22 protein-coding genes, 1 tRNA gene, 1 other RNA gene and 2 pseudogenes are annotated in these 23,644 nt (G+C 71.3%); 8 read left to right on the plus strand and 18 right to left on the minus strand.

Features of this window, described 5'->3' with window-relative positions; translation table 11 throughout:
- Window positions 1-152 precede the first annotated feature (152 nt).
- Both ACYQ8Q_RS22580 and ffs read right to left on the minus strand, forming a co-directional pair.
- On the minus strand, window positions 153-2,528 hold the full coding sequence (locus tag ACYQ8Q_RS22580; RefSeq protein WP_460067449.1) for a DNA polymerase III subunit gamma and tau: 2,376 nt from the start codon (window positions 2,526-2,528) through the stop codon (window positions 153-155).
- Window positions 2,529-2,574: 46 nt separating this feature from the next.
- An RNA gene (gene ffs / locus ACYQ8Q_RS22585) (signal recognition particle sRNA small type) lies at window positions 2,575-2,673 on the minus strand.
- Between the two features lie 72 nt (window positions 2,674-2,745).
- Between ffs and ACYQ8Q_RS22590 the strand changes: the two genes are divergently transcribed.
- Window positions 2,746-2,833, plus strand: a tRNA-Ser gene (locus ACYQ8Q_RS22590).
- A gap of 62 nt (window positions 2,834-2,895) precedes the next feature.
- On the opposite strand, the gene ACYQ8Q_RS22595 is transcribed toward ACYQ8Q_RS22590, so the two are convergent.
- From ACYQ8Q_RS22595 to ACYQ8Q_RS22660, 14 genes are all read right to left on the minus strand, one after another.
- Complete coding sequence (locus tag ACYQ8Q_RS22595) at window positions 2,896-4,191, minus strand: tyrosine-type recombinase/integrase (RefSeq protein ID WP_460067450.1); 1,296 nt, start codon at window positions 4,189-4,191, stop codon at window positions 2,896-2,898.
- An 83-nt stretch (window positions 4,192-4,274) separates the two neighbouring features.
- On the minus strand, window positions 4,275-4,493 hold the full coding sequence (locus ACYQ8Q_RS22600; protein WP_460067451.1) for a helix-turn-helix domain-containing protein: 219 nt from the start codon (window positions 4,491-4,493) through the stop codon (window positions 4,275-4,277).
- A gap of 196 nt (window positions 4,494-4,689) precedes the next feature.
- Window positions 4,690-5,838, minus strand: a complete 1,149-nt coding sequence (locus ACYQ8Q_RS22605) for a DUF3631 domain-containing protein (RefSeq protein WP_460067453.1) — start codon at window positions 5,836-5,838, stop codon at window positions 4,690-4,692.
- Window positions 5,835-6,272, minus strand: coding sequence for a hypothetical protein (locus ACYQ8Q_RS22610; protein WP_460067454.1), 438 nt, complete (start codon window positions 6,270-6,272; stop codon window positions 5,835-5,837). The genes ACYQ8Q_RS22605 and ACYQ8Q_RS22610 overlap by 4 nt, the downstream gene beginning before the upstream one ends.
- A complete protein-coding gene (locus ACYQ8Q_RS22615; RefSeq protein ID WP_460067456.1) occupies window positions 6,269-7,162 on the minus strand; it encodes a bifunctional DNA primase/polymerase in 894 nt (297 codons plus the stop codon). The genes ACYQ8Q_RS22610 and ACYQ8Q_RS22615 overlap by 4 nt, the downstream gene beginning before the upstream one ends.
- Window positions 7,159-7,962, minus strand: coding sequence for a deazapurine DNA modification protein DpdA family protein (locus ACYQ8Q_RS22620; RefSeq protein WP_460067457.1), 804 nt, complete (start codon window positions 7,960-7,962; stop codon window positions 7,159-7,161). Before ACYQ8Q_RS22620 ends, ACYQ8Q_RS22615 begins: the two co-directional genes overlap by 4 nt.
- Window positions 7,963-8,133: 171 nt before the next feature.
- Entirely contained in the window at window positions 8,134-8,592 is a 459-nt protein-coding gene (locus tag ACYQ8Q_RS22625) for a hypothetical protein (RefSeq protein ID WP_460067458.1), read from the minus strand.
- Window positions 8,593-8,605: 13 nt separating this feature from the next.
- On the minus strand, window positions 8,606-9,070 hold the full coding sequence (locus ACYQ8Q_RS22630) for a hypothetical protein (protein ID WP_460067459.1): 465 nt from the start codon (window positions 9,068-9,070) through the stop codon (window positions 8,606-8,608).
- Between the two features lie 204 nt (window positions 9,071-9,274).
- The gene (locus ACYQ8Q_RS22635) at window positions 9,275-11,380 is read right to left on the minus strand and encodes an ATP-binding protein (protein ID WP_460067460.1); all 2,106 of its coding nucleotides are present in this window, start codon (window positions 11,378-11,380) and stop codon (window positions 9,275-9,277) included.
- A gap of 82 nt (window positions 11,381-11,462) precedes the next feature.
- On the minus strand, window positions 11,463-11,714 hold the full coding sequence (locus ACYQ8Q_RS22640; protein ID WP_460067461.1) for a hypothetical protein: 252 nt from the start codon (window positions 11,712-11,714) through the stop codon (window positions 11,463-11,465).
- Between the two features lie 59 nt (window positions 11,715-11,773).
- Entirely contained in the window at window positions 11,774-12,091 is a 318-nt protein-coding gene (locus tag ACYQ8Q_RS22645; RefSeq protein WP_460067462.1) for a hypothetical protein, read from the minus strand.
- 13 nt (window positions 12,092-12,104) lie between these two features.
- Window positions 12,105-12,497 carry an RRQRL motif-containing zinc-binding protein gene (locus ACYQ8Q_RS22650; protein WP_460067463.1) on the minus strand — a complete coding sequence of 131 codons (393 nt, stop codon included), beginning with the start codon at window positions 12,495-12,497 and terminating at the stop codon, window positions 12,105-12,107.
- Window positions 12,494-13,405, minus strand: coding sequence for a DUF2637 domain-containing protein (locus ACYQ8Q_RS22655; RefSeq protein WP_460067464.1), 912 nt, complete (start codon window positions 13,403-13,405; stop codon window positions 12,494-12,496). The genes ACYQ8Q_RS22650 and ACYQ8Q_RS22655 overlap by 4 nt, the downstream gene beginning before the upstream one ends.
- Window positions 13,402-13,671, minus strand: coding sequence for a DUF6284 family protein (locus ACYQ8Q_RS22660; RefSeq protein WP_460067465.1), 270 nt, complete (start codon window positions 13,669-13,671; stop codon window positions 13,402-13,404). The genes ACYQ8Q_RS22655 and ACYQ8Q_RS22660 overlap by 4 nt, the downstream gene beginning before the upstream one ends.
- A gap of 619 nt (window positions 13,672-14,290) precedes the next feature.
- Here ACYQ8Q_RS22660 and ACYQ8Q_RS22665 point away from each other — a divergent pair.
- The 6 genes and pseudogenes from ACYQ8Q_RS22665 (at window position 14,291) to ACYQ8Q_RS22690 (ending at window position 19,930) form a co-directional block, all read left to right on the plus strand.
- Window positions 14,291-15,136, plus strand: a complete 846-nt coding sequence (locus tag ACYQ8Q_RS22665; RefSeq protein WP_460067466.1) for a sigma factor-like helix-turn-helix DNA-binding protein — start codon at window positions 14,291-14,293, stop codon at window positions 15,134-15,136.
- A 2-nt stretch (window positions 15,137-15,138) separates the two neighbouring features.
- Window positions 15,139-15,945: a hypothetical protein gene (locus ACYQ8Q_RS22670; protein ID WP_460067467.1), complete on the plus strand. Its 807-nt coding sequence runs from the start codon at window positions 15,139-15,141 to the stop codon at window positions 15,943-15,945.
- Between the two features lie 338 nt (window positions 15,946-16,283).
- Window positions 16,284-17,216: pseudogene (locus ACYQ8Q_RS22675) on the plus strand (helicase-associated domain-containing protein); the annotation flags it as partial.
- 62 nt (window positions 17,217-17,278) lie between these two features.
- Entirely contained in the window at window positions 17,279-18,700 is a 1,422-nt protein-coding gene (locus tag ACYQ8Q_RS22680) for an ATP-binding protein (protein ID WP_460067468.1), read from the plus strand.
- Between the two features lie 244 nt (window positions 18,701-18,944).
- Window positions 18,945-19,133 (plus strand): annotated as a pseudogene (locus tag ACYQ8Q_RS22685) (TetR family transcriptional regulator); the annotation flags it as partial.
- A gap of 83 nt (window positions 19,134-19,216) precedes the next feature.
- Window positions 19,217-19,930 carry a zinc-binding dehydrogenase gene (locus ACYQ8Q_RS22690; RefSeq protein ID WP_460067469.1) on the plus strand — a complete coding sequence of 238 codons (714 nt, stop codon included), beginning with the start codon at window positions 19,217-19,219 and terminating at the stop codon, window positions 19,928-19,930.
- A 54-nt stretch (window positions 19,931-19,984) separates the two neighbouring features.
- Here ACYQ8Q_RS22690 and ACYQ8Q_RS22695 read toward each other — a convergent pair whose 3' ends face one another.
- Together ACYQ8Q_RS22695 and ACYQ8Q_RS22700 are read right to left on the minus strand one after the other, a co-directional pair.
- On the minus strand, window positions 19,985-20,941 hold the full coding sequence (locus ACYQ8Q_RS22695) for a DMT family transporter (RefSeq protein ID WP_460067470.1): 957 nt from the start codon (window positions 20,939-20,941) through the stop codon (window positions 19,985-19,987).
- 370 nt (window positions 20,942-21,311) lie between these two features.
- Window positions 21,312-22,340 carry a LacI family DNA-binding transcriptional regulator gene (locus ACYQ8Q_RS22700; protein WP_460067471.1) on the minus strand — a complete coding sequence of 343 codons (1,029 nt, stop codon included), beginning with the start codon at window positions 22,338-22,340 and terminating at the stop codon, window positions 21,312-21,314.
- 250 nt (window positions 22,341-22,590) lie between these two features.
- Between ACYQ8Q_RS22700 and ACYQ8Q_RS22705 the strand changes: the two genes are divergently transcribed.
- Window positions 22,591-23,373, plus strand: a complete 783-nt coding sequence (locus tag ACYQ8Q_RS22705) for a TIM barrel protein (protein ID WP_460067473.1) — start codon at window positions 22,591-22,593, stop codon at window positions 23,371-23,373.
- The last annotated feature ends 271 nt before the right edge of the window (window positions 23,374-23,644 follow it).

Genomic DNA, 23,644 nt, shown 5'->3' on the forward strand with positions numbered 1-23,644 from the left:
CGGGCGCCCTTGTGCGGGAGGCCGAGGGGCGGGGGGCCGGGAGTTCGTAGGTTTCGACGAAAGGAGGCCGTGTGCGGTGGTGAGCGTCCTGCCGGAGCCGTGGTGAGCGTCCTGCCGGACGGTGACGCGGCCGACGCCCGGTGCGGGCCCGCCTACTCGTTGGTGTACTCCTCCACCACCGTCGCGCCCAGTTCGCGCACGATCAGTTCATGGCCGGAGAGGGCCGACTCGTTGAGGTCGGGGTCGTCGTCCTCGGGGATGTCGTCCTCGGGGGCCACCGGTTCCGGGGCCGGGGGCCGGGGCGGGGCCGGGGCGGGCGCCGCGGGGGCGGGCTGGGACGGGGGTGCGGAGGGGGACGGGGCCTGGGGCGTCGGGCCGGCGGACGCCGGGGGCGGGGCGGACGGGGCACCGCCGCCGTAACCACCGCCGTAACCACCGCCGGGGCTGCCGTACCCGCCGGGTGCGCCCGCGCCGCCGGTGCCGCCACCGCCGTATCCGCCGGTCGGCGCGGGGGCCGAACCGCCGGACGGATCGATGACCGCCTCGATCTTCCACTGGACGTTGAACTGCTCGCCGAGGGCCTGGCGCAGCACGTCCTCGCTGCCGCTGCTCGCGAAGTTGTCCCGGGCACCGGCGTTGACGAAGCCGAGCTGGAGGGTGGTGCCGTCGAAGCCGGCGATGTGCGCGTTCTGGCTGAGGAGGATCCAGGTGAAGCGGCGGCGGTTCTTGACCGCCTCCAGGATGTTGGGCCAGAGCGTGCGGGGGTCGAGGCCACCGGCGGGGGGTGCGTACGCGGCGGGGGAGGCCCCGGAGGCGGGCGGGGCCGCGGGAGCCTGGGCGGGGGAAGGGGCGGACGCCGCCGGAGGACGTACCGCTCCGCCGCCCGCGGGGGCGGCCGTCGGCCAGCCGCCCGGCCGGCGTCCACTGCCGGCGGCGGTGGCGGTGGGCCAGGCGCCGGGGGCAGGGGCGGGGGCGGTAGGGGGCTGGGCGGGCCCGGCGTCGGCGGGGGCCGGCACGGGGGCTGCGGAGGGGGGCGCCACGGCCGGGGCGGGGGCGGCGGCCGGAGGCATGGCGGGGGGCTGGGCCGGAGGCTGAGCAGGCGGCTGCCCCTGGAACTGGGCCGTGGGCTGACCGGCGTAAGGGGAGGCCGCGGCAGCCGCACCACCGGCGCCGACACCGGCCCCGGCACCCACTCCGCTTCCCTCAGCCGCACCCGCTCCCGCACCACCCCGCACCGCCGCCCGGGCTGCGGCCGCTCCGCCTCCCGGGGGGATGGGGGTACCGCCGGGCGCGGCCGGGCCGGCATGGGCCTCGGGCCCGGGTACGTACCCCATGGCGGGCATGCCCTGGACGCCGCCGGCGGCGAAGTTCACACCGCGCTCGATGCGATCGAGGCGGGCCATGACGGAGCGCTCGTCGCCATAGGCGGCGGGAAGCAGCACGCGGGCACAGATCAGCTCGAGCTGGAGGCGGGGCGAGGTGGCGCCGCGCATCTCGGTGAGGCCCTCGTTGACGAGGTCGGCGGCGCGGCTCAGCTCGGCCGCGCCGAAGACGCCGGCCTGGGCCTGCATCCGCTCGATGACGTCGGCCGGGGCGTCGAAGAGCCCCTTCTCGGCGGCGTCCGGGACGGCGGCGAGGATGACGAGGTCGCGCAGCCGCTCCAGCAGGTCGGCGACGAACCGCCGCGGGTCGTTGCCCCCCTCGATGATCCGGTCCACGACCTCGAAGGCGGCGGCGCCGTCACCGGTGGCGAAGGCCTCGACGACGGAGTCGAGGAGGGAGCCGTCCGTGTAGCCGAGGAGGGAGGTGGCCATGGCGTACGTCACACCGGCGTCGGTCGCGCCCGCGAGCAGCTGGTCCATGACGGACATCGAGTCACGCACGGAACCGGCACCCGCGCGCACCACGAGCGGCAGCACGCCGTCCTCGACCGGGATGGCCTCCTGCTGGCACACCTGGCCGAGGTAGTCCCGCAGCGTCCCGGGAGGCACGAGCCGGAAGGGGTAGTGGTGCGTCCGCGACCGGATCGTCCCGATGACCTTCTCGGGCTCGGTGGTGGCGAAGATGAACTTCAGATGCTCCGGGGGCTCCTCGACGACCTTGAGGAGCGCGTTGAAACCGGCCGACGTGACCATGTGGGCCTCGTCGATGATGTAGATCTTGTAGCGGCTGCGGGCGGGCCCGAAGAAGGCCTTCTCGCGCAGGTCACGGGCGTCGTCCACACCACCGTGCGAAGCGGCGTCGATCTCGATGACGTCGATCGAACCCGGGCCGTTGCGTGCCAGGTCGCGGCAGGAGTCGCACTCTCCGCAGGGGGTCGGCGTGGGGCCCTTCTCGCAGTTCAGGCAGCGGGCCAGGATGCGCGCGCTGGTGGTCTTGCCGCAGCCGCGCGGACCGCTGAACAGGTACGCGTGATTGACCCGGTTGTTCCGCAGCGCCTGCTGCAGCGGGTCGGTGACATGCTCCTGCCCGATGACCTCGGCGAACGACTCCGGGCGATAGCGGCGGTACAGCGCGAGAGACGACACGCCTACGAGGTTATAGGCGCCCACCGACAACCGGCCCCGCGCGCCCAACGCAAGCGCCCCCCACGCACCCGCCAGAGCCGACCTACCCTTGCTGCCTTCCGGCCCTGGGGGAGTTCAGTCAGATAGCGCCGCGTGAGGGGCTGCCCAAACAGTACCCGATGCCGACGGCCGGGAACGAGTTCGCAAGCACTCCTCTCGGTCATGTAATGTTCCCAGCGGAGGATTCGCCTAGAGGCCTAGGGCGCACGCTTGGAAAGCGTGTTGGGGGCAACCCCTCACGAGTTCGAATCTCGTATCCTCCGCCAGTGCCTCACCGGGCACGATGTCGAAGGGCCCCACCGCAAGGTGGGGCCCTTCGACGTTGTCCTCAGACCTCGTTGTCCTGGTTTTTGTCCACAGCGGGTGTCTCCGGGGCTTCCGAGGTCCCCCAGATGGCATCGGCGATCTTCCGGGCGACGTCCTTCAGCATGGCGTCCGGCACATGCAGGTACCTCGCCCGCATGCTGTCGGAAGTGCCCGGCTCCCACCCCATGATCTGGTCGATGACGCGCGCCGGGACACCGAGCAGCATGAGCACGGTGGCGGCCGTGTGCCGGGCATCGTGCAGCCGGCCGTTCCGAACCCCCGCGTCTTCCAGCAGCCGCTTCCAGTCGTGGTAGTCCGTGTTCGGGCTCAGTGGGCCACCCAACCGCTTGGTGAACACGTAGTCCGACTCGATCCACAGGTCCCCGGCGGTCTTGCGCTCGCGCGCCTGTGCCTCCGCGTGCGAGCGGAGCATGGCGACCAGCGGGCCCGGCAAGGGGACCGCGCGGCGGCCGGCGCGGGACTTGGTGTTCTTGGTCTCGCGCCGGACCTGTTCCTTGTCCGGGCAGTACCCCGCCGCCGCCCGGCCGCACGGTGAGGACTCCGGGCACCCGTGCTTGTACCGGGGGCGCAGACGGTTGCGGCGCAGCTTGAGGTACTCGTTGTCCAGGTCGACGTCAGACCAGCGCAGCCCGAGTGTCTCGCCCTGCCGCAGACCGAGGGCAAGGGCAAGCATCCATCGGGCGCTGTTCCGGCGCTTGTTGGCTTCCATCAGCAGCCGCTGAACCTCGTCTACGGAGTAGGGCTCAACCTCTGATTCGTCCTCTTCCATCCGTGGTGGTTTCGCCAGTGCGGCAGCGTTCTTGGCTGCGTGGCCGCGCCGTACCGCCTCACCGAGCGCGGTCCGGGCGGTGCGGTGCGCCTGGTGAGCAGTGCCAGCCTTGCGGGCCCCGTTCTTCTGCATCCGGCGGTACAGGCTTTCCAGGTGCTCGGGCTCCAAGCGGTCAAGCCGGTGTTTGCCGACTCCGGGCACGAGGTGGACGCGAACCGCCACCTCGTAGCCGTCGTAGGTGTTCTCGCTGACGGTCGGCTTGGCGATGTTCTCGACCCAATGCAACAGCCACTTCTCGACCGTCCACGGCTTGCCGGGCTGTTGCGCTGAACCCTGGTCGCGCTGCTTCTCCAGCTTCCTGACCTCGTCGACCAGCTCTTTGCGCGTCGGGCGCGTCAAGTGTCGGCGGTACGGCGTGCCGTCGTCCTTGTAGCCCATGGGTACCCGGGCGTGCCAACGTTCGTCTTTCCCGTAGTAGATGGCGGATTCGCCATTCGCGCGGCGGGTGCGCTTCTTCTCTTCTGCCACAGGCAGACTCCTGTTTCGCGGTGACGGAATGGGGCCGGGGCCGCGGGCTGCCCTGTCCGGCAGCGCCGCCGCCCCGGGCGGGGTCAAGCGGCTCGTTTCGCCGCGCGCCGGCGGGCGAGGTACGCGGCGGGTGCGTCCGCCGGGACGCGGCGGAGACGGCCGATGTCGATGGACTCCAGCTCTCCGGAGCGGATGAGCCGGTAGCAGACGGTTCGACCGATCTGAAGACGGCGGGCGGCCTCTTCGACGGTCAGCAGCACGAGGGTGGAGTCAACGACTTCGGCGAGGTTGGCCGTGGCCATGCGTGTGGTGCTCCTTCGGCTGAGGAGAGGGAGCGGGGGCCGTCGCCCCCCTCTGGGAAGTCCGCTACTTCCGCTACCGCCGCTACCGCGCAGGTCAGGGGCCTGTTCGAGGTAGCGGGAAGGGGTAGCGGTAGCGGATGGGTAGCGGCCGGGTAGCGGCAAGTTCCGACGCTTGCCGCTACCTCATAACTGCTGGTCAGGCAGCGTTTTCCATGCCGGGTAGCGGAGGTAGCGGACTTTCCGGGGGAGGGGGGCAGTAGCGTGCCCACGCGTCCCAGAGATCGGCGGCGTAGTAGCCCTTGAGGACGCTGCCGGCGGCCTTGATGTTGCGGGAGGCGATGGGCTCGTTGTCGGCCGTCATGTACTCGGCGAGCATCTTGGACAGGCGCCGGTTGTCCAGCGGCTTGCCGTTGAGGTCGGCCCATGGGGCGTCGTCCATGGCGTTGAGCCGGTCCAGGATGGCGACGGTGGGCAGGCGGTCGATGCCGAGCATGACGTGGTCGCGCAGGTCGGTCAGCAGCCGCACGCCCATGCTGCCTTTGTCGTTGGCCCGGGAGGCTTTGACGAGGGTCAGGCAGGCTTCGCGGGCCCGGTCGGGCCAGTCACCGCCGGCCGCGTCGGCGATGGCCAACAGTGGTTCCCACACGTCCGCCGGTCGGTCGGCGACTCCGTCCGGCATGTCCGGCCACGCGCCCATGACGAACCCCCGGGCCTGTTCCGCCCACGTGGCGAGCCGGTCACGGAGCTTGTGCCCCTCCGCCTCATGGATGCGGGCCCGGAAGGGCTCCACCTTCTCGTTCCTGGCCCGGCGGCGCATGCGGATGATGACGGAGCGGGTCAGGATCGTGTCGGGCAGCGAACCGAGACCGGCGACCGCGACCGCGCAGTACGAGGGGAACGCCTGAACGGTCTGGTTGCCGCCGTCGCCGATGCACCGGTACGTGACCCCGGTACGGCGGTGGCCGGCGTTGAGGAACCCGCGCAACTCCTCGTTGTCCCCTGCCTTCGGGCCGAAGACGGTATCGATCTCGTCGAACAGGATCGTCGGCTTTCCGCCGGGCCCGGAGACAGACCGGAACAGGGCGGCGGCGGACGCGTTGACGGCCGTCATGGGCTGCGGCACGAGGGTTTCCACGATCTCCAGCGCCCTGGTCTTACCCGACCCCGGTTCGGGGGACAGGAAGGCGATGCGCGGGGTGGAGTCGAAGCAGTCGAGCAGGTGAGCGTGCGCGTCCCACAGGGCGACCGCGACGAACGCGGCTTCGGTGGGGAAGACATTGAAGCGGCGGTGGAAGGCTTCCACCTCGTCGAGCAGGGCGGCGCCGTCGATGGCGGGCTCGGTCATGCGGCGGTCCTCCGTTCGGGGAGCGTGGCGGGGGTGCCGGTGCAGAAGTGCTTGTGGGCCGCGTAGTCGGCGACCAGGTCGGCCACGGCCTGTTGGCCGGTGGCGGTGTCGGTGTGGCCGCAGGGGCAGGCGTAGGCGGCGGTGGGGGTGTCGCCGTAGCGCTTGGACCAGCGGGCGCCGTCGTAGGGGTGGCGGTAGATCGGCGGGGCGTAGATGCGGATGCCGGGCCGGTCCGGCGTGGGGTCCCCGAGGTCGCGGCCCGCCGCGCCGGCAGGGAACCGGTCCGGGCGTTGAAGAGCTGAAACGACGCCCTTGCGGGCGGCGACCTTCGGCCCGCCCACGGCCGCCGGGGGCGGGGCCGGTTCGGCGGGGCGCGGCCGGTCGGGGGTGAGTGCGAGGCTTTTACCTGCGGGGCGGGGCCGGGGGGCGGTCATGCCGTCGCCCGTGGCCAGGCGGTGCGGATGGAGTAGTCCAGGGCCTTGCGGATCGTGGCGCGGCACTCGGCCGGCGGCAGTCCCGCAGACTCGCCCCCGCAGGTAAAAGCCGCTTCGACGGTGGCGCGGTCGAGGTCTCCCCAGGCCACGAACCGGCCTACCGCCCGTACGGCGCGCAAGAGTTCGGCCTGACGTCCGCCCTCGGCGGTGGTGGCCACGGCCGCGACCTCGCGTTGCAGGACGGCGGTGGCGTACCGGTCGGTGTCGCGGGTGGGCATGGGCAGGATCGGGGCCGCGGCGGGCCTCTGAGGGGCCGTCAGAGCCTTTTGGAGCCATTCAGGCAGGTTTGTAACCGGCGCGTCGTCCAGGACCGCGTACGGGCCTTGTGGCGTCACGCTGCCCGGGGCGACGACCTGACCGCCCCATGCACGGGTGTCCACCTTCGGGGTGAGGGTGCCGGTGGTGTTGCTGAACCGGACACCGGGCGGGGCGGTGAAGTACAGGTGTTCACCACCGCTGGGGGTCCGGATACGGCGGGTGGCAGGGGCGGTCTGCCCGGCGCGCTCGCAGAGCGCTTGGAAGTTGGCCGCGCCGTCAGGCGTGCCCTTTTCGTCTTTGGACTTGAGCGTGTCCAGGTCGACGACCAGCAGACCGGCGGGGCCGGTGGCAATGCCGACGTTGAACGGGCCGGTGGCCCAGCAGCGTTCGATGCGGGCGGGGTCGGTGGTGGAGCGCTGCTCGAACGTGCGGTGTCCGTCGATGCAGTCACCGGTGCCCGGGCAGCGCCGTTCCCCGTGCAGGGCGGGGACTTTGCTGCGCGGGCGGAGCGGGATGACGGGCCATCCGCGTTCGGCGGCGGTGAGGGCGGCGTTCATGAGGTGCTGGTTCATGCGGCGCTCCGGTCGGTCAGGAGCATCTGCCCGTGCGTGGGGATGGCGTTGATGACGCGCTGACGCCACATGAGGGCGTAGTCGATGCAGTTGGCACAGTTCTTGTGCGTGTGGCCGGGCAGCGGGGGCCGGCGGCGGGCGTGGGCGCTCCAAGCGGCGGAGTCGGCGGAGGCCAGCAGATGACCGACGCGTTCCAGACCGAGAATCTTGAAGCCGAAGCCGTGCAGCTTGAAGCCATGCGCGGCCATGGCGGTGACGATCGCGGCGCCCTCACGGGTGGACTGCAACCGGCAGACCGACCCCAGACCCACGACCGGTTCGGCTCGCAGGTCGACACCCGCCTTCTCGTACAGTTCCACGCACCGCTCGTACTCGGGGATGCTGCGGCCCTGGAGAACGGGAGCGATGCGTAGATCCGGGGCGAGAGAGCGCAGTTCGAGGAAGTTGGCCACCGTGAGCCGTTGGTGTTCCGCGACGCTCAGGTGGGTGCCGACGAACACGTTCTTCCCGACCTGGCCGCCATGGATGATGAGGTCTTCACACATCCAGTCCTGTTGCGCGGCCCAGTCGTAGGGGCCCACGCACTCCCAGATGCGGCGCAGGTCGTTCACGTACTGGCGCGGGGTGCGTGTCCAGCGGCCGTTGCGCTGGAGTTCCGAGAATCCGCCGGAGTCGACCGCATACGGACCGCGGGCGGGGTAGAGCTTGGCAGCGCTCGCGAAGTGCTCGGACTTCAGGAACAGCGGCACGTCGGTGAGCTTGATCCAGTGCCGTTTGTGGGTGGTCAGGTAGAACCGCATCGGGGGCGCGGCGGGAGCTCCCGACTCAGGGGCACGATTGGCCGGCGGTAAGGCTCGCCGGAAGGCGGCGGGTTGGGTCATGCTGGGAGACCTCCAACAGGTCTGTAGTGGGCTGGTTGGCAAGGGCGACCCCGGTTCTTTGGCGAGATGCGGGGGTCGCCCTTGGCGTAGCTAGTTGTTCCTGGCCCAGTACACGTACTGGCGGCGGACGTAGGCGCGCGGGTCGCCGGTGACGTCCGCGCCGTCCAGCTCGATCAGGAAGTGCGCCAGCTCCATGGCGTGCTCGTCGCGCAGGCGGCCGTCAGGCGGGAGGTGGGCGGACCTGCGGTCGACGACGGCGGCGCGGCGCAGCCACCACTCACGGTTGCGCCTGCCGGCGTGCGCCTCGCTCAAGAGCCAGTCGAACTCTTCACGGGCGTCGGGGGCGTCGGCGTACGCCTCTGAGGCGCTGGGCCAGTCCTCCGAGGGCGCGGTGTCGGCGGCCTGGTGGTTGGCGCGGACGTAGAGACGGTGCCGCTTGCGGTCGCGGGTGGGGTACACGGTCACGGTGCCGGTCGTGAAGGTGCGGTCCAGCCCGGCAACGATGGTGTCGGTGTCGGCGGGGTCGCAGATGACGCGGATCTCGAACACGCGGGGCTCCCTGTCAGCCGTTGAAGTGGTTGCGCTTGAAGACGGCCTTGCGGATGTGGAACGTGTTGCCGCCGCTCGTCTCGCGGTGGCCGAAGACCTGGACGGCGATCCATCCGCCGAAGACGACTGCGGCGAGCGTGATGAGCTGGGTGATCAGTGCGGTCAGGGCCGCGATGAACGTGGTCAGCAGCAGCAGACCGCCGCACACGGCGAGGAAGCCGACACCCCCGAGGGCGACGTTCACCGCCGCGCGGGAGACGGCCGGCTTGGCGGCGACCGGTTCGGGCTGCGCGGTGGGGATGGCGTAGCCGGTGACGACACGGCCGTCCGGGAGGACGACGCTCGCGACCGCCGGCACGGCGTGCGGCTGGACGGGAACGAGCGGCGCCGCGTACGGCGCGGCGGGGGTGATGGGGGTGGGGTGGTGGACTTCCGGGGCCCGTACGGCGGGCGCGCGGTCGGCGTGCTCGGGGTACATGCGGAATCCCTTCCGGTCGCGGTTCAGGGAGGCGGAACCACCCCCTTGGGGGTGGCGTGTGGAGGGGGTTTCGGGGGCGCTGACCTGCGGACCTCCCTGACTCCCTGACTGATCATTCGCGCAGGTCAGGGCCAGGGAGGCGGGCCAGGGAGGGGTTCAGGGAGTTCTCCCTGTCTCCCTGGCCCGGGGAGGGGTCGCCTCCCTCTACTCGGAGGCGGAAGCGGAACCGTCGCCGTCGCGGTTGGCGAGCGCGCGCAGGACGCGGTCACGGGCGACGACCATGCGGCCATCGGACTTGTAGGGCTCCGCCCCGTGGGCGTCCAGGACGCGCTTGAGGTCGCCGTTCGTCCAAGTGCCGTAGGCGTCCTCGTTCAGGGCGGCGAGCCGCTTGAGGACGTCGGTGGTCGGCATGCGCGCCGCGTCGCCGAGAGCAGTGGCGATGTCGGCGAGCGGGTCACGCTCCTCGCCCCGCTCGATCGCGTGCAGGGTGGTGACTCCGTCCCGCAGGGCCTTGGCCCGGTCGGCGATCACGTGCGCGTCGTCGGTGCTGATGTAGTGCGTGCGGACCGTGATGGACGCCTGTCCGGCCGGGATCTCGATGCCGTCGGACGCGACCACGACCGTGCCCTTGTCCAGCCCCGGGCGCAGCAGGTTCGGCGCGGCCCCGCCGTCGACGGCCTTGTCCCCGAGCGCCATCCGTGCCTGAGACTCGGTGCCCAGGGCGAGCGAGGCACGTGTGTGTGCGCCCTCCCGCACGAGCTTGGGGAGGTTCTGGTCGGTGGGGTCCTGCGTGCCCTGCCACATCAGCACGTTGACCGCGCGGCCCTGGTTGTGAATCTTGCGGACGGCGGTGAAGTACCGGGACTTGGCCTTGGACCCGCCATACGGGCGCTTCTCGTCGTCCACGGCCGGGCACATGAACGCCACCTGCGCTTCGTCGACCAGCACGATCAGCGGCGGGAAGACGGTTCCGGGCGGGGCCTGGAGACGGCGGTTCATCTCGTCGACCGCACCCTCAACCATCTCGGTCACCTCGATCACGTGCTCATCCGTCGGGCCCTGGATGAGCACGGTGGCCAGGCCGTCGAACATGGCCCAGTCGCCGGCGCCCTTGAGGTCACCCATCAGGAACTGCACCGACCTGTCCAGCGCCAGCCACAGCGCGAGCGCCCGCAGCGCGGCGGTCTTGCCCTGGTTGGACAGACCCGTGATCAGGAAGTGCCGCTGATACAGGCTGATGGCGGCGGCATCCCCGCGCAGGTCCTGCCCCCACGGGGCGCGGCCCTTGGTGTAGTCGCCGGTCAGCGTTTCGTCGGTGACCAGCGGAGACGGGCCGATCGGCTCGTCCAGTGCCCCGGAGTCGGCGACCCACAGCCGCACCGTGCGTGCGGCCTGCGGGATGGTAATGAACACCTCGTGTTCGTGCCTGCTCAGGTTCTCGGCGAGCTTGCGGCGGCGCTGCTGGATCTCGTTCGTCGACACCCCCGACGGGAGGGTGACGTCGACTTCCACCCCGCATCCGGCGATCACGATCGGGGAGAGCATGGACGCGCCGGCGTCGCCCATGTCCTTGATGGCGTTGCGCATGGCCGGGATGCCGAGGTCGCGCAGGGCCTTGACCACGATGGACGGGGTGATCGGCTCGCTCTCACCGTTGCGGACGTGCGCGGGCATGACCCATGCGGGCGCTGCCTGCTGCTTGCTGCCCACGGCCCACAGTGCGAGCAGGGCGAGGAACGGGCCCAGGGTGACCAGCGGGCCCCACACCACCTGAATGATCGTGATCATCAGGCGGATGAACTCGATGACCGCCATGACCGGGGTGATGACGTCGGTGACGTCCTTGTTCGCGATGGCCAGGACGACACCGAGGGCGACCAGGGAGCCTATGCCCATGCCCGTGCCGACCAGGGCGCCCTTGGCCGCGTCCACCGGGGAGTGGAGCAGGTCCATACGGCGGCGGTGGCGTGCCTCGCGGAAGCGCTGCCCGCGCTCCTCCCACTCCATCGCGGCCTCGTAGTTCCCCGCGGCTTCGGCGGCGCGCAGGCCGCGTTCGTAGCGGGCGGGGGTGCGGGCGTCCCAGGCGCGGCGGGCCACGATCCGCGCCCCGCCGGCCACGTAGAGGGTGTGCCGGACGGCCGCGCGGGCGGCGGTCCTCGTGTGCTCGTGCGTGGCCGCGTGCTTCACCGCGCGCCCGGAGCGCACCCACAGCGGGACCGGGGCGGGCGGGGCGGGGTCGGGCACCACGGTCAGCGTGGTCACGGCGGCCGGGTCGGTGTTCTTGTGCAGGTGGACGACGGTGTCACCCATGACGGGAGCACTCCTGACTGCCCCGGGTCGGGGCGAGAAGTTGAGGGCCCCGCCCGGTAGCCGGGACGGGGCGGGGGGTGGTTCAGCGCGCGCGGCGGGCGCGGTTCTCGATCTCGCTGAGCTGGGACGGCTCGGTGCGGGGGCCGTCCAGCCAGCAGAAGGGGCGGATACCGGCGGCCGCCTTGAACACGCGGATGGCGGTACCGGGCGCGGCGTGCGGCAGGCCGTAGACGCGCCCGCCGTCGAGGGAGGCGAGCAGGCGCGCGCCGTGATGTTCGCAGCCGTCCGCGCCCGCGTTGAAGCGGTCCAGCACGGTCACCACGACCTCACCCACGCACGGCGTGGGGTCCTCCGGGTGCGTGGCCGGGCAACGGCCGTGCGCGGGGCGGGTGTTCACCACCACCCGGACGCCTTCTTGGCGGCCTTGGCGGCGGCGTACTCGCGCACGATCCGCTGACGCTCGATGTGCAGCGCGGTGATCTCGGCCGTCAGCCGGGTGATGGCCTGCTCCGAGACGGACTCCAGCCGGTTCTCCTGCCGGGTGGCGCTCTTGCCGCGCAGGACCCGGTACGAACCGCCGGCGAGCGCCCCGAGGACGGCGCGGCGCTCCGAGCTGTTCAGGGGCCACATCTCGCCCCGCCGGACGGCTTCCAGCTTGCGGTTCGTCTTGCTGATCTCGCGGTCGATGCTGCGGGTGTCGGGCTTGCCCATGGCTTGGGACTCCTCAGACGTCGAAGAAGGGGAAGGGTGCAGGCGGGGCCGTGGGGCGGGTCGGGTCGCAGGGCTCGCACGTGCCGATGGACGGGCGGATCACGTAACCGACGTCGCGACGGCAGGCGGGGCAGATGCGGCGGGGGCGCATCATCGCTTCGTGCGCCCGCCACCGGCCCGGCGTCATCGGGCGCACCGGTTTCGCGCGGTCGATGCGGTAGAGGCAGGAATGGGCGATGCCGCGCGGGTAGCGCCACATCAGTTGCGCCACCGGGTCCTGACCACCCGGGCGCAGGCCACGGGCCCGCAGTTGGCGGCGGGTGGCCAGACCCTCGGGGGCCATGCGTAGCGGGTAGGTGGGGATGCCGTACTTCTCGCCGTCCGGATCCCAGAACCGCACGCTCACGCGGCGGCCGCGCCGGCGTCGCCACCGTTCTCGGCGCGCTCAGCGAGCAGGGTGTCACGCAGCATCCGGGCGTTCGCCGGCGACGTGTGCACCTCCCGGCGGATCCCCTCGGCGGTGATCTGTGCATCGGTCCAGCCGACCGTGACCGACCGTGCCTCGGCGAGCAACTGATCCGGAGTGCGCTTCGGCCGGCTCGACCGGGCGACCTCCGGAAGCCGGCCGGTGGCCCGGCGCGGCTTGCCCGACTCCGCCGGCACCGACCGCACGGCGGGAGCCTCGATCGATGCCGGGAGCTCCCGTACGGGCTTGAGCGGCAGAGTCGACTTGCCCAGGTCGACCGCGACCGGATCCGGCACGCTCAACCGGGTCAGCTTGACCGAGGGTGCCGGGGTCGATTCGAGCAGGTCAGGTGTAGACCGAATCCTCTCGGTCTCAGTGGATTCCTCCGCATTCGTGCCTACGGCCGGAATCGGGGCGGGGCGGTGGTGCAGCACCTTCGCGACCAGATCGGATCCGAAGTAGATCGACCCGACCGGGAGCGAGGTGGCGAGTAGTACGAGAGCCCAGTTCGCCGGATCCCACTGCGCCAACCGTCCCCAGTCGACCTCACGGCCGTGCAGCTCGGGGACCAGCCCGTGAACGTAGTTCAGGACCAGCGAAGCGAGCGTGTAGGTGCCCAGCACCCGCAGCGCGAACTTGCGGTCGTCGTCGACCAGCACGAGGGCGGCGACCAGGGCCAGCGCCATCAATCCGTCGACGACGAACGGGTACAGCGTTGCGGCGGTTGCATCCGCCCCGATCGCGCCGGCGATGTCCCGCAGCGCGTTCCACGAGACGCGAAACGCCATCCCGACCACACCGACCAGCGCCAGCACCAAGGCGGCGCGGCCCTTGCGGCCCAGGTTCATGCCGCGCCGCCCGCCGTGCTCGCGCCGGCCGTGCGGTTGGCCAGGTCCCGGCGGGCGGTCAGCACCTTGTTGCGGGCCCTGCGGATCCGGCGGGCGTCCACCTCGTTCGCGGGGCGGTCCATGGCCTTGATCTGCGCGTCCAACAGGTCGACCTCCGCCAGGATCACGGGGGACTCCAGCTCGATCGCGTCCAGCTCCGCAGTCGTCGGCTCGGTCCACTCGGCGAACGCCGTAACAGCATCCTGAACAGTGACGATGTGCTTCATTGGGTCGTGTTCCTCTCACAGGGTTGAACGGCCCGTCAGCGGCCCCGGGTCTGGACACCCGGGGCCGCGCGCCGTTGGAGACCATGGCTTCCGGCTCCCTGCCACCCCGCCCGTACGGCCGGCGCAGGAAGCGCGGTCGGACGGGCGGGGGAGGCAACCGGCCGCAGCGCTAGCCGCTGCGATGCCAGGAAGGGGCGGACCGGTTCGGCCGTGAACGCGTGCGCTCCGCTCACTGGCTCGGGTGTCGCACTGGCGCCGTCGGCCGATCCATCACGGCGGCGCCCAAAGGGTTCGTCGAAGCATCGGAACTCCCAGGTCGAAGGGGTAGGAAACAAACACTGCAAGGGGGACCTTGTCCCCACACGCCGGCCGTTGCTCGCGGTCGCCGGGCCACCTCGCCAGTACGGGCCGAAACCCTGTTCTGCCTGGCCTTTAGCGGGATTGCAGCGTCCCCGCCCCATGCATTCGTGCAGGTCAAACAGTCGTGACAGCACTTCCCTGACTTGCCTAGGGGGGCTTGCCGTCTCGCTTGATAGGTACGGTAGGCAAACTCAGAGCTGCGCGCAACCCCCTCTCGCGATAGAGTTCGATAGCCCCCCTAGGCAACGATCGGAGAGCCGTGCAGAACGACATGGAGAAGGTCTCTGGGATCACCGATCCCGTTGACCGCGCCAAAGCCGCAATCGACCTGATGGCGCGGTACCAGAGCCACGTGAACGAGCTGTCGCGCGTCCGCCGGGAAGCGATCGAAGAGGCCCAGGCGGCGGGCATGACGCAAGCGGAGATTGCGAAGCGACTCGGGGTCAGTCGGGGGCGCGTAGGTCAGCTCGCGTCCGCTGGCCCGCCGCCAGAGCGCGCCTTCTTCGGCACGGACCTGGTCACGGTGTCGCTCGGTGGCAAGTACGAAGCGGGCAAGGCGGCTGACCAGAACCCCAGCGAGGTAGTCACCCGCGAAGACCTGAACAACTTCGAGAGCCTTCGAAAGTTGCTGGGGGGCATGAAGCTAGACACTCAGTACGAGGTGATTCCGCCCACCGGGATCGTGAACCTCAACCGGGACAACCACGTCGTGATCTGCGGCCCCCGTCTCTCCCCGATCGTGGCGCAGGTACTCGAAGGTGACGACAACCTTCGGTTTGCCAAGGACCACGCGTGGCACCTGGTCGACCAGGTGGCCGGGGCGGAGTTCCGGTCACCGCAGGATGAAGAAGGGTCGGCCGGTGACGTCGGGTACCTGGGACGGCTCCCCCGCCTGGACGGAAAGGGCACGTTCCTCTACATCGCGGGTATCCACGCGATCGGAGCGAACGGAGTCGTTCACTTCCTCGAAAACAACCTTGCAGAGCTGTACCGCGAGGTTCGCACGCGGCGCTTCTCCACCCTCATTTCGTGCCGTTACGACCCGAAGACGCTCGAAGTGCTGGAGAGTCGACGCGTCACCCCGCTGTACCGACACGAAGGCTGAGCATGCGCGTCGCCATCGACACCCAACCTGGTGGAGCCGCCCCCAACGAAGATTGGGTGGCCGGCACACCGTCTCTCGCCGTCGTGTTGGACGGGCTCAGCACGGCGGGCCTGGACACCGGATGCCGCCACGGCGTGCCCTGGTACGTGGCCCACCTGGGCAGTCAGCTTGTGGGCGCACTGGCAGACCCGGACACGTCACTCACAGCCGGTCTGGCGGGAGCTCTCGAACGGGTGGCGGCGCTGCACCCTGAATGCGACCTCGGCAATCCCGGAACGCCCTCTGCGACGGTGGCGATCCTCCGGGAGCGACAGGGGTTCCTTGACCACCTGGTCTTGGCGGACTCGCCCATCGTGCTCGAAGAGGCCGACGGCTTCACCGTCCACACCGACCTGCGGGTAGATGGCGTTCTTCCCGAGTTGCGGGCGGAAGTCGAGCAGTACGAGACCCACACCCCGGAGCATCAGGAAGCACTCCGGCGGCTCGTCACCGAGCAGCGCCAGACCCGCAACACGCCCTCCGGATACTGGGTCGCTGCCTCCGACACAGAGGCCGCCGCTCACGCCCTGGTCGGCACCGCCCCCACCGAGGACGTACGGGCCGCCGCCGTGCTCTCCGACGGCGCATCGCGGCTGGTCACCGAGTACGGCATGGCCACCTGGTCAGAAGTCTTCACGGCGCTCCGTACCGGCGGCCCACAAGAGCTGATCGCCACCGTGCGAAAGGTCGAAGCCACCGACCCCACAGGGCGACGGTGGCCGCGCTACAAGTCCGGCGACGATGCCGCCGTGGCCTTCTGTCAGTGGTGATCGCTGCTGGTCAGTGACCACGCTCGTTGTCCTGGTCTTTGTCCAGTGCGCTCACGGCCGCCACCGTTCACCGCAGTACACACACCCGCTCTGACCTGCCGCGCGAACCCCCATGAACGCCCCCGGATGATCGCGCGGACAGTTGGAAAGCGTGTTGGGGGCAACCCCTCACGAGTTCGAATCTCGTATCCTCCGCAGCCGCCCGACCAGGCGAAACGAAGAGCCGAGCCACGAATGTGGCTCGGCTCTTCGGTGTGGACCGGTCGCATTTTTGGTTGCATTTCAGGATGACATTCGGGACATCACGGCGAACGGCCAGCCGCACGCTTCCACATTTGTGCCGGCGGCTGCTGCCCCCGGCCACCGCGACGGCACGGATCGGCGCCGACCTCGCCGCCGTCGTCACCGGCACACCGTCCGCGCGGCCGGCCTCGCTCCTGGACTCCGTCGCCGACCGGGAAACCGGCGGTGCAGCATCCGTGTGGCGGTTCAACGCCAGCAGCATCCGCCGGGCCGTTGACGCCGGCCACACCCCTACCGGCATCACCGCCGACCTGGCCGCTGTCGCTGCCGGGCCCCTGCCGCAGCCGCTGTCGTAGCTGATCGCCGACACCGCACGTGGCCACGGGCGTGTGCGCATCGCCCCCGCCGCCTGTGTCCTCCACGGCGACGAGCCCGCGCTCCTGGTGGAACTCGCTGCCCACCGCAAGCTCGCCAAGCTCGGGCTACGACAGCTGGAGCCGACGGTGCCGGTCGGCCGCAGCCCGCTCGACACGACCGTCGCCGCGTTGCGGGCCGAGGGATACGCCCCCGTCGCCGAGACTGCCGAGGGCACGGTACGGATCGGGGGAACCCGGCCTCAGCGGGCCGCCGCCGCTGTGCCGGATCCGCGCCGCAACGGGGCGAGGGGCAGTGGCCGGATCGCCGCCACAGGCGTGGCGCGGGCGGCCACCGCAGTCGACCCGGACATCGTGGCGGCCCAGCTGCTGAAGGCCCCGCCGGCGCTTCCCGAACCCGCGCCGTTCGCCGGAGGACCAGCCTTCGCCACGGACACCGAGGAGATCGTCGCAGGGTGGGCGAAGCGGCTGCCGTACAGCGACGTCCGTCAGCTCGCCCATGCCATCGACACCGGTGAACCCCTCACCGTCGAGTACGTCGCCACATCGGGGAACCGGACGGTGCGCACCCTCAGCCGCCTCATGCTCGACCCGCCCTGCCTCGAAGCCTGGTGCCACCTTCGGGACGCCGAGCGCGTTTTCACCCTCTCCCGCAGGGAATTTAGTATCGCCAGAGATAGTATCTACATCGATACTGTCTCTGGTGGGAGGCTGCCATGCGTCGTTTCATCGGGCGGGATCGCGAACTGAGCGTGCTCGGCAACGCCTTGCAGGCGGTTCACGATGCCGTGGGGTCGGCGAAACCCGGGCAGTGCATTCTCATGCGGGGAAGGCGGCGGGTCGGCAAGTCCAGCCTCGTCGAGGAATTCCTCCGGCGTACCGAGACGCCGCACCTCTTCTTCACCGCGGCGGGCGGCACCGCAGAGGACGAACTGGCTGAGCTGCTCGACGCCGTCGCCAGATCCACCCTGCCGGAGCGGGGACTGTTCTCGGAAGAGACCCCGGGGCAGTGGAACGCGGCGTTCAGGCTGCTCGCGGAGATCCTTCCCGACGACAGCCCGAGCGTGGTCGTCATCGACGAGGTTCCCTATCTCATGGACCGCATCGACGCCTTCGAGGGCATGCTCCAGCGGGCATGGGACCGGCTGCTCAGCCGTAAGCCGGTACTTCTCCTCCTGGTCGGATCCGATCTGTCGATGATGGAGGCGCTGAACAGCTACGACCGTCCCTTTCACCAACGGGGCCGGGAAATGATCGTGGGGCCCCTGAACCCGGCCGACATCGGCGAGATGCTCGGCCTGTCGGCGGCAGCCGCGTTCGATGCTGCTCTGGTCACTGGAGGACTCCCCCTGATCTGCGCCGAGTGGCAGGCCGGAGCAGACGTCTGGGAGTTCCTCCGCGACTCTCTGAACAACCCGATCTCGGCCCTGCTGGTCTCCGCCGAGCGCTCACTGGCCGCGGAGTTTCCACCGCAGGCGATGAGCAGGGAGGTACTGCGGGCCATCGGATCCGGGGAGCGAACCTTCACCAACATCGCTCGCGCGGCCGGCGGCATCGCCCACACCACTCTCACCCGAGCCACCGACGTCCTGACCGAGAAGAGGGTCGTGGCCGCCGAGCTGCCGCTCTCACTGAGGCCGTCGAAGGAACGCCGCTACCGAGTGGCCGACCCCTACCTCCGGTTCTGGCTCGCGTTTCTGGACCCGCACATGGCGGAGATCGAACGAATGCGGGGAGATCTCACCCTGGGCCGGATCAAGGAACAGTGGACGAGCTGGCGGGGCCGCGCGATCGAACCCCTCGTCCGGGAATCCCTCACCCGCCTCCTGCCGGACGGGCTCCTGCCCGCAGCCCCGGCGATCGGCGGGTACTGGACTCGCAGCAACGACGTCGAAATCGACTTGGTGGGCGCCGACCGGCAGCCGGTGGCCAAGCAGTTGCTCTTCCTCGGCTCGGTCAAGTGGTTGGAGAACTCCGCGTTCGACAGCCACGACCTGGCCGCACTGCAGAAGCACCGGGCGGCGATCACCACCGAGCCGGTACCGCTCGTGGCGGTCTCCCGAAACGGGACCAGCTGTTCCGGGCTCCAGGCGGCGTACGCACCCGAAGAACTGCTCAGCGCCTGGCGCAGGGTGTGAGCAGGGGGCCGGTTCTCCCAGTGGTTGCGGTTCTGGTTGCCTTCGCCTCCGTCCGGTGCGGTCCGGACTGAGCCAGATCGATTGCTCCGTCGCAGGTCAGGACGGATCCGTGCGTCCACGAAGCCCCGAACGAACATGTGGAGAGCCTGTTGGGGGCAACCCCTCACGAGTTCGAGTCTCGTATCCTCCGCCAGCCCAAAGGGCCGGACCACAAAAGTGGCCCGGCCCTTTGGCATTCACGGTGATGTGGAGCGAGGTCGCGGCGACACGGCGGCGGGTGCCGGCCGCGGAGCGCAGGGAGCTGCTTCTCGGCACCGCCCTCACCCTGGCGCGGCAGGACGGCGCCGGGTCGCTGACGCTCGCCAAGGTGGCGGACGCGTGCGGGGTCAGCAAGCCGATCGCCTACCAGCACTTCGGTTCCCTGCCCGGGCTGCTGCACGCGATGGCGCGGCGGGTCGGCGCCGAGTACGAGGAGACGGCTCGGACGGCCGCCGCTTCCGCAAGGGCCTGCGGGTCATGGGCGGCCCGCATCTCACTCGGGGCGAGAAGGCCCTGGCCCAGTATGTGGCCGTACCCGAGGAGTACCTCGCCGAACTGCCCGAGCCGCTCGACCTCACCCGGGCGGCGGCCCTGCCGATCGGCGCGGAGACCGCGTTGACGAGCCTCGACAAGGCCGCCGTACGCGACGGGGACCGGGTGCTGGTCGTCGGCGCGAGCGGCGGTGTGGGCGTGTACGCCGTCCAGATCGCCGCGGCGCTCGGCGCCACCGTCACCGCACTCGGCGGACGGAACTCCGCGGCCCGGCTGACCGAGCTGGGCGCCACGGCCGCCCACTCCTGCCGCGACACCTCCTTCGACGACCTGCCCGGCGCCTTCGACGCCGTCCTCGACTTCTCCGGAACGCTGCGCTTCGGCCGGGTGCGCAGGAGGCTGTCCCGGCGGGGAGCCTTCGTCAACGTCAACCCCCAGAAGGACGTCACCGGCATGATCGCCGCCCGCCTCGGCCGGCGGACGGCCCCCTTCGTCTATGTCCCGCACTCCTCGGCACCGATACAGAGCCGCGTCCTGGACCTGGTCGCCCAGGGTCGGATCACGCCCGTGGTCGAGGCGTCCTACGACATCACCGACCACCGCACCGCCTTCGGTGACCTCCTCCACCACGCACGGTTCGGGAAGATCGTCATCACCTTCGGCGGCACGGGCGGCCCCGAGGAGACCGGCCGCCGCTGACCGCGCGGCAGGGGCAGGGGCAGGGAAGCGACCGGGACAGGCCGGCACGGCTCCCTAGCGGTTTCGGCCACCCGTCGGGAAGGCCAGGAGGGCCAGGGACAGGGCGAGGACGGCCAGGCCGGTCCAGGAGACGGCCGGGAGACGCTCGCCGAGGACCGTGACGCTCAGGACGGCGGCCACCGCGGGCTCGGCCAGGGTCAGGGACGTGGCCGCCGACGCGGACGTACGGCGCAGTCCGTGGCCGAAGAGACGGTAGGCCAGGCAGACGGTGAACAGGGCCAGGTAGCCCGCCACCGCCGCGCCGCGCGTCGTGGTGATCCACCGCATGTCCACGGACGCCAGGAGCGGCAGGACCAGCAGCCCGGCCGCGCCGAACAGCACGCCCATCACCGCGTCGGAGGAGTGCCCGCGGGTGATCAGGGTGCCGCCGATCAGCGAGTAGACGGCGTACGACAGTCCGCCGCACGCGGCGAGGGCCACCCCGGTCAGGTCCATCGGCGTGGCGGCGCCGGTGAGTTCGGGGCCGAGCACCAGCAGGGCACAGCCGAGCACGGCGGCAGCGGTGGCGGCGGTCCAGCGCGGGGTCGGGCGGGACCGTCCGGTGAGCCAGGACAGCAGCCCGGTGAAGACCGGCGCGCTGCCGAGCGCGATCACGGTGGCGACGGCCACCCCGGTCCGGGCCACCGCCGGGTAGAAGGTGACCGGGTATCCGGCCACCGCCAGGGCGCCCAGGACGAGCAGCCACCGCTCGCCCCGCGTACAGGCGGCCGGCAGGGAACCGGCGCCCCGGGAGAGCAGGAACAGCAGGATGCCGCCGAGGGCGAGACCGGCGGAGCCGATGGCCGCCGCGGGCGCGCCGGCGGGCGCCAGGGAACCGGCGGTTCCGGTCGTGCCCCACAGCACGGCCGCGAGCAGGATGGGTGCGGGGCCGCCGAGGAGGGCGCTACGAGAGGGGCGCGGGCCGGCGTCGGACGGGCGCGCGGGAGTCAGGGGGGTGGTGCGGTTCGGCACAGTCGTGAACTTCCGTCGTCGAATGCGTCAGGGACTGGATCCGCGTCGGGCGCACGACGACCACCCCTGGCCGAGCTCGGCTCGGTGGGGCGGCGGAGAGCGGAACGGCCCGGTCGGGCCTCAGGTGTCCGCCGGTCTCCGCCGGTCTCCGCCGGTCTCCGCCGGTCTCCGCAGGTGTTCGCAGGTGTTCGCAGAGGCCTGCTGGTGGTCGGCGCCCGTCAGGCGCAGAGGGGCGGCAGAACGACGTGCCAGTAGGTGTTCACGCGGCCGATGGTACCCGGGCCACCCGGCGGGCCACCGTGGCACACCCTGCCCGCGCCCCTGGCGCCGGCCGGCACCGCCGTCACCGCCCTCACCGGCCTCACCGCCCTCACCGCTCCACCGGCGCCGTCGTCCCGCGCGTCACCAGACGGGGCTCGACGACGTCCTCCCCGGTCGTGGTGGCGCCCCCCTCCAGACGCGCGGTGACCTGGGTGACCGCGAGCCGGGCCATCCGGGGGATGTCCTGGGCGACGGTGGTGAGGTCGACGTGGGGCAGACGGGCCAGACGGCTGTCGTCGAAGCCGACGACCGAGAGCGCGCCGGGGACGGCGACGCCGGCGCGGAAGAAGGTGCTGAGCGCGCCCGAGGCGCACGCGTCGTTGAAGGCCAGGACGGCGCTGGGCCGGGGGCCGGTGGCGAGGAGGGCGGTCGCCGCGGCGGCGCCGTCCTCCGCGGCGAGCCCGCCGGGCAGGACGCGGATGTGCTCGGCCAGGCCGTGGCGGTTCATGGCGGTGCGGTAGCCGCGGCGCCGTTCGGCCGCGCCGGGTGCCCGGCCGCCGTCGAGGTGGACGATGTCGCGGTGACCGAGGGCGACCAGGTGGTCGACGGCCTGGCGAGCGCCCTCGTCGTCGGCCGTGCGCACGACGTGGACGCCCGGGACCGCCGGGCGCAGTCGTCGGGCCACGGAGACCAGCGGCAGGAGCGCGGCGAGTTCGGCGAGCCGTGCGGCGGGGGCCCGGGAACCCAGCAGGATGAGCGCCTCGCAGCGGTCGCCGAGGAGCGACTCGACGGCCTGGCGCTCGCTGCGGCTCGCGGCGACGGGGCTGAGGGCGATCTGGTAGCCGGCCGACTCGGCGGCGGCGTAGAGGTGTTCGACCAGGTCGGTGTGGAACGGCTCCTGGATCTCGAACTGCACGCCGATCAGATGGGTGCGGTTGCTGCGCAGCAGCCGGGCCCGGGAGTCGGGGCGGTAGCCGATCGCGCGGGCGGCCTCGAGGACGCGTTCGCGCGTGGCCGGGCTCGCGCCCTTGGCGCCGCGCATGACGATGGACACCAGCGCCGTGGACACGCCGGCGCGGGCGGCGACGTCGGCGAGTGTCGGCCGACGGCCGTCGGGGCCTTTGGGGGTCGGTGGCACGGCGGCCCTCCCTGGTCCAACTGGTCGAGTACGCGGTCGGTGTGCACGGTCGGCGTGTGCGGTCGGCGTGTGCGGTCGGTGTGTGCGGTCGGCGTGTGTGTGCAGTCCGCCGACGATCGTAGACGAGGGCGAACACTCAGGTCAGATGCACTGCAACGTTCTAGAGCGGATGTCTTGACATAGCCGCCCTGGGCTGGCGTACTAACCGCAGCTTCTAGAACGTTCTAGTCTATGAGAGGGGCGAACGACGATGTTCACGCTGGCGGTCTGCGCCGAGATGGTCTTCCGGGACCTGCCCGTCGACGAGCGGGCCCGACGGATCCACGACGAGGGTTTCCAGGTCGAGATCTGGGACTGGACCCGGCACGACCTCGACGCCCTGGCCCGCACCCCGGCCGAGTTCTCCTCGATGACCGGCTACATCCGGGGCAGCCTCACGGACCCCGAGGGCGCGGCCGAACTGCTGCGCACCGCGAAGGAGTCCATCGAGGCCGCCGAGCAGCTCGGCTGCCCCCGCCTCAATCTGCACGGCACCGGGCTGGACGGCGAGGGCCTGCCGGTGGTGCCGGTGAAGGACGAGCCCACCGAGGAGATGTGGGCCGCCGCCCGCGACACCCTGGGCCGTATCGCCGAGTCGGGTGAACGCGCCGGTGTGGTATTCACCCTCGAGAACCTCAACACGGCCGTCGATCACCCCGGGGTGCCGTTCGCGAGGGCGGCCGACACGCTGGCCCTGGTCGCCGCGGTGGACCGGCCGGGGCTGCGCATGAACCTGGACCTCTACCACGCGCAGATCGGCGAGGGGAATCTGATCGAGCTGGTCCGCCGGGCCCACGGCCTGGGGCTGATCGGCGAGATCCAGGTGGCCGATGTGCCGGGCCGCTGCGAACCGGGCACCGGTGAGATCAACTATCCGGCCGTCGCCCGCGCCCTCGCCGACCTCGGTTACGACGGCACGGTCGCGATGGAGGCCTGGGCCGCGCAGGACAGCGAGGCCGCCCTGCACCGCTTCCGCACGGCGTTCACCGTCTGACCGAAACACCGGGCGCCTCCCCCCGAGGGAAGCAGCCCACCTCGTACACCTCCCGCTCGTACACCTCCCACCCTCGGAGGCCACCCACCTCGTACGCCTCCCGCCCTCGGAGGCCACCCGCTCGTACGCCTCCCGCGTCGAGGGCCGCCCCTCCCCCAGGCCCTCACCTCGCGGGCTTCTCACTGCCTGGGCCTCCCATCTCTTGGGCGCCCTCGCAGGTTTCTTACTCCTGGGCGCCCATCTCATAGGCCTCCCCCCTCCTCCCCCTGGC

The organism is Streptomyces sp. YKOK-I1, assembly GCF_054660435.1.

Bases quoted from the DNA above. Each gene is read 5' to 3' on its own strand.
- ACYQ8Q_RS22610 (WP_460067454.1), bottom strand. From the start codon at position 6,272: ATGACCGCCCCCCGGCCCCGCCCCGCAGGTAAAAGCCTCGCACTCACC.
- ACYQ8Q_RS22620 (WP_460067457.1), bottom strand. From the start codon at position 7,962: ATGCGGTTCTACCTGACCACCCACAAACGGCACTGGATCAAGCTCACC.
- ACYQ8Q_RS22635 (WP_460067460.1), bottom strand. From the start codon at position 11,380: ATGGGTGACACCGTCGTCCACCTGCACAAGAACACCGACCCGGCCGCC.
- ACYQ8Q_RS22600 (WP_460067451.1), bottom strand. From the start codon at position 4,493: ATGGCCACGGCCAACCTCGCCGAAGTCGTTGACTCCACCCTCGTGCTG.
- ACYQ8Q_RS22690 (WP_460067469.1), top strand. From the start codon at position 19,217: ATGGGCGGCCCGCATCTCACTCGGGGCGAGAAGGCCCTGGCCCAGTAT.
- ACYQ8Q_RS22680 (WP_460067468.1), top strand. From the start codon at position 17,279: ATGCGTCGTTTCATCGGGCGGGATCGCGAACTGAGCGTGCTCGGCAAC.
- ACYQ8Q_RS22645 (WP_460067462.1), bottom strand. From the start codon at position 12,091: ATGGGCAAGCCCGACACCCGCAGCATCGACCGCGAGATCAGCAAGACG.
- ACYQ8Q_RS22615 (WP_460067456.1), bottom strand. From the start codon at position 7,162: ATGAACCAGCACCTCATGAACGCCGCCCTCACCGCCGCCGAACGCGGA.
- ACYQ8Q_RS22705 (WP_460067473.1), top strand. From the start codon at position 22,591: ATGTTCACGCTGGCGGTCTGCGCCGAGATGGTCTTCCGGGACCTGCCC.
- ACYQ8Q_RS22605 (WP_460067453.1), bottom strand. From the start codon at position 5,838: ATGACCGAGCCCGCCATCGACGGCGCCGCCCTGCTCGACGAGGTGGAA.
- ACYQ8Q_RS22630 (WP_460067459.1), bottom strand. From the start codon at position 9,070: ATGTACCCCGAGCACGCCGACCGCGCGCCCGCCGTACGGGCCCCGGAA.
- ACYQ8Q_RS22670 (WP_460067467.1), top strand. From the start codon at position 15,139: ATGCGCGTCGCCATCGACACCCAACCTGGTGGAGCCGCCCCCAACGAA.
- ACYQ8Q_RS22660 (WP_460067465.1), bottom strand. From the start codon at position 13,671: ATGAAGCACATCGTCACTGTTCAGGATGCTGTTACGGCGTTCGCCGAG.
- ACYQ8Q_RS22655 (WP_460067464.1), bottom strand. From the start codon at position 13,405: ATGAACCTGGGCCGCAAGGGCCGCGCCGCCTTGGTGCTGGCGCTGGTC.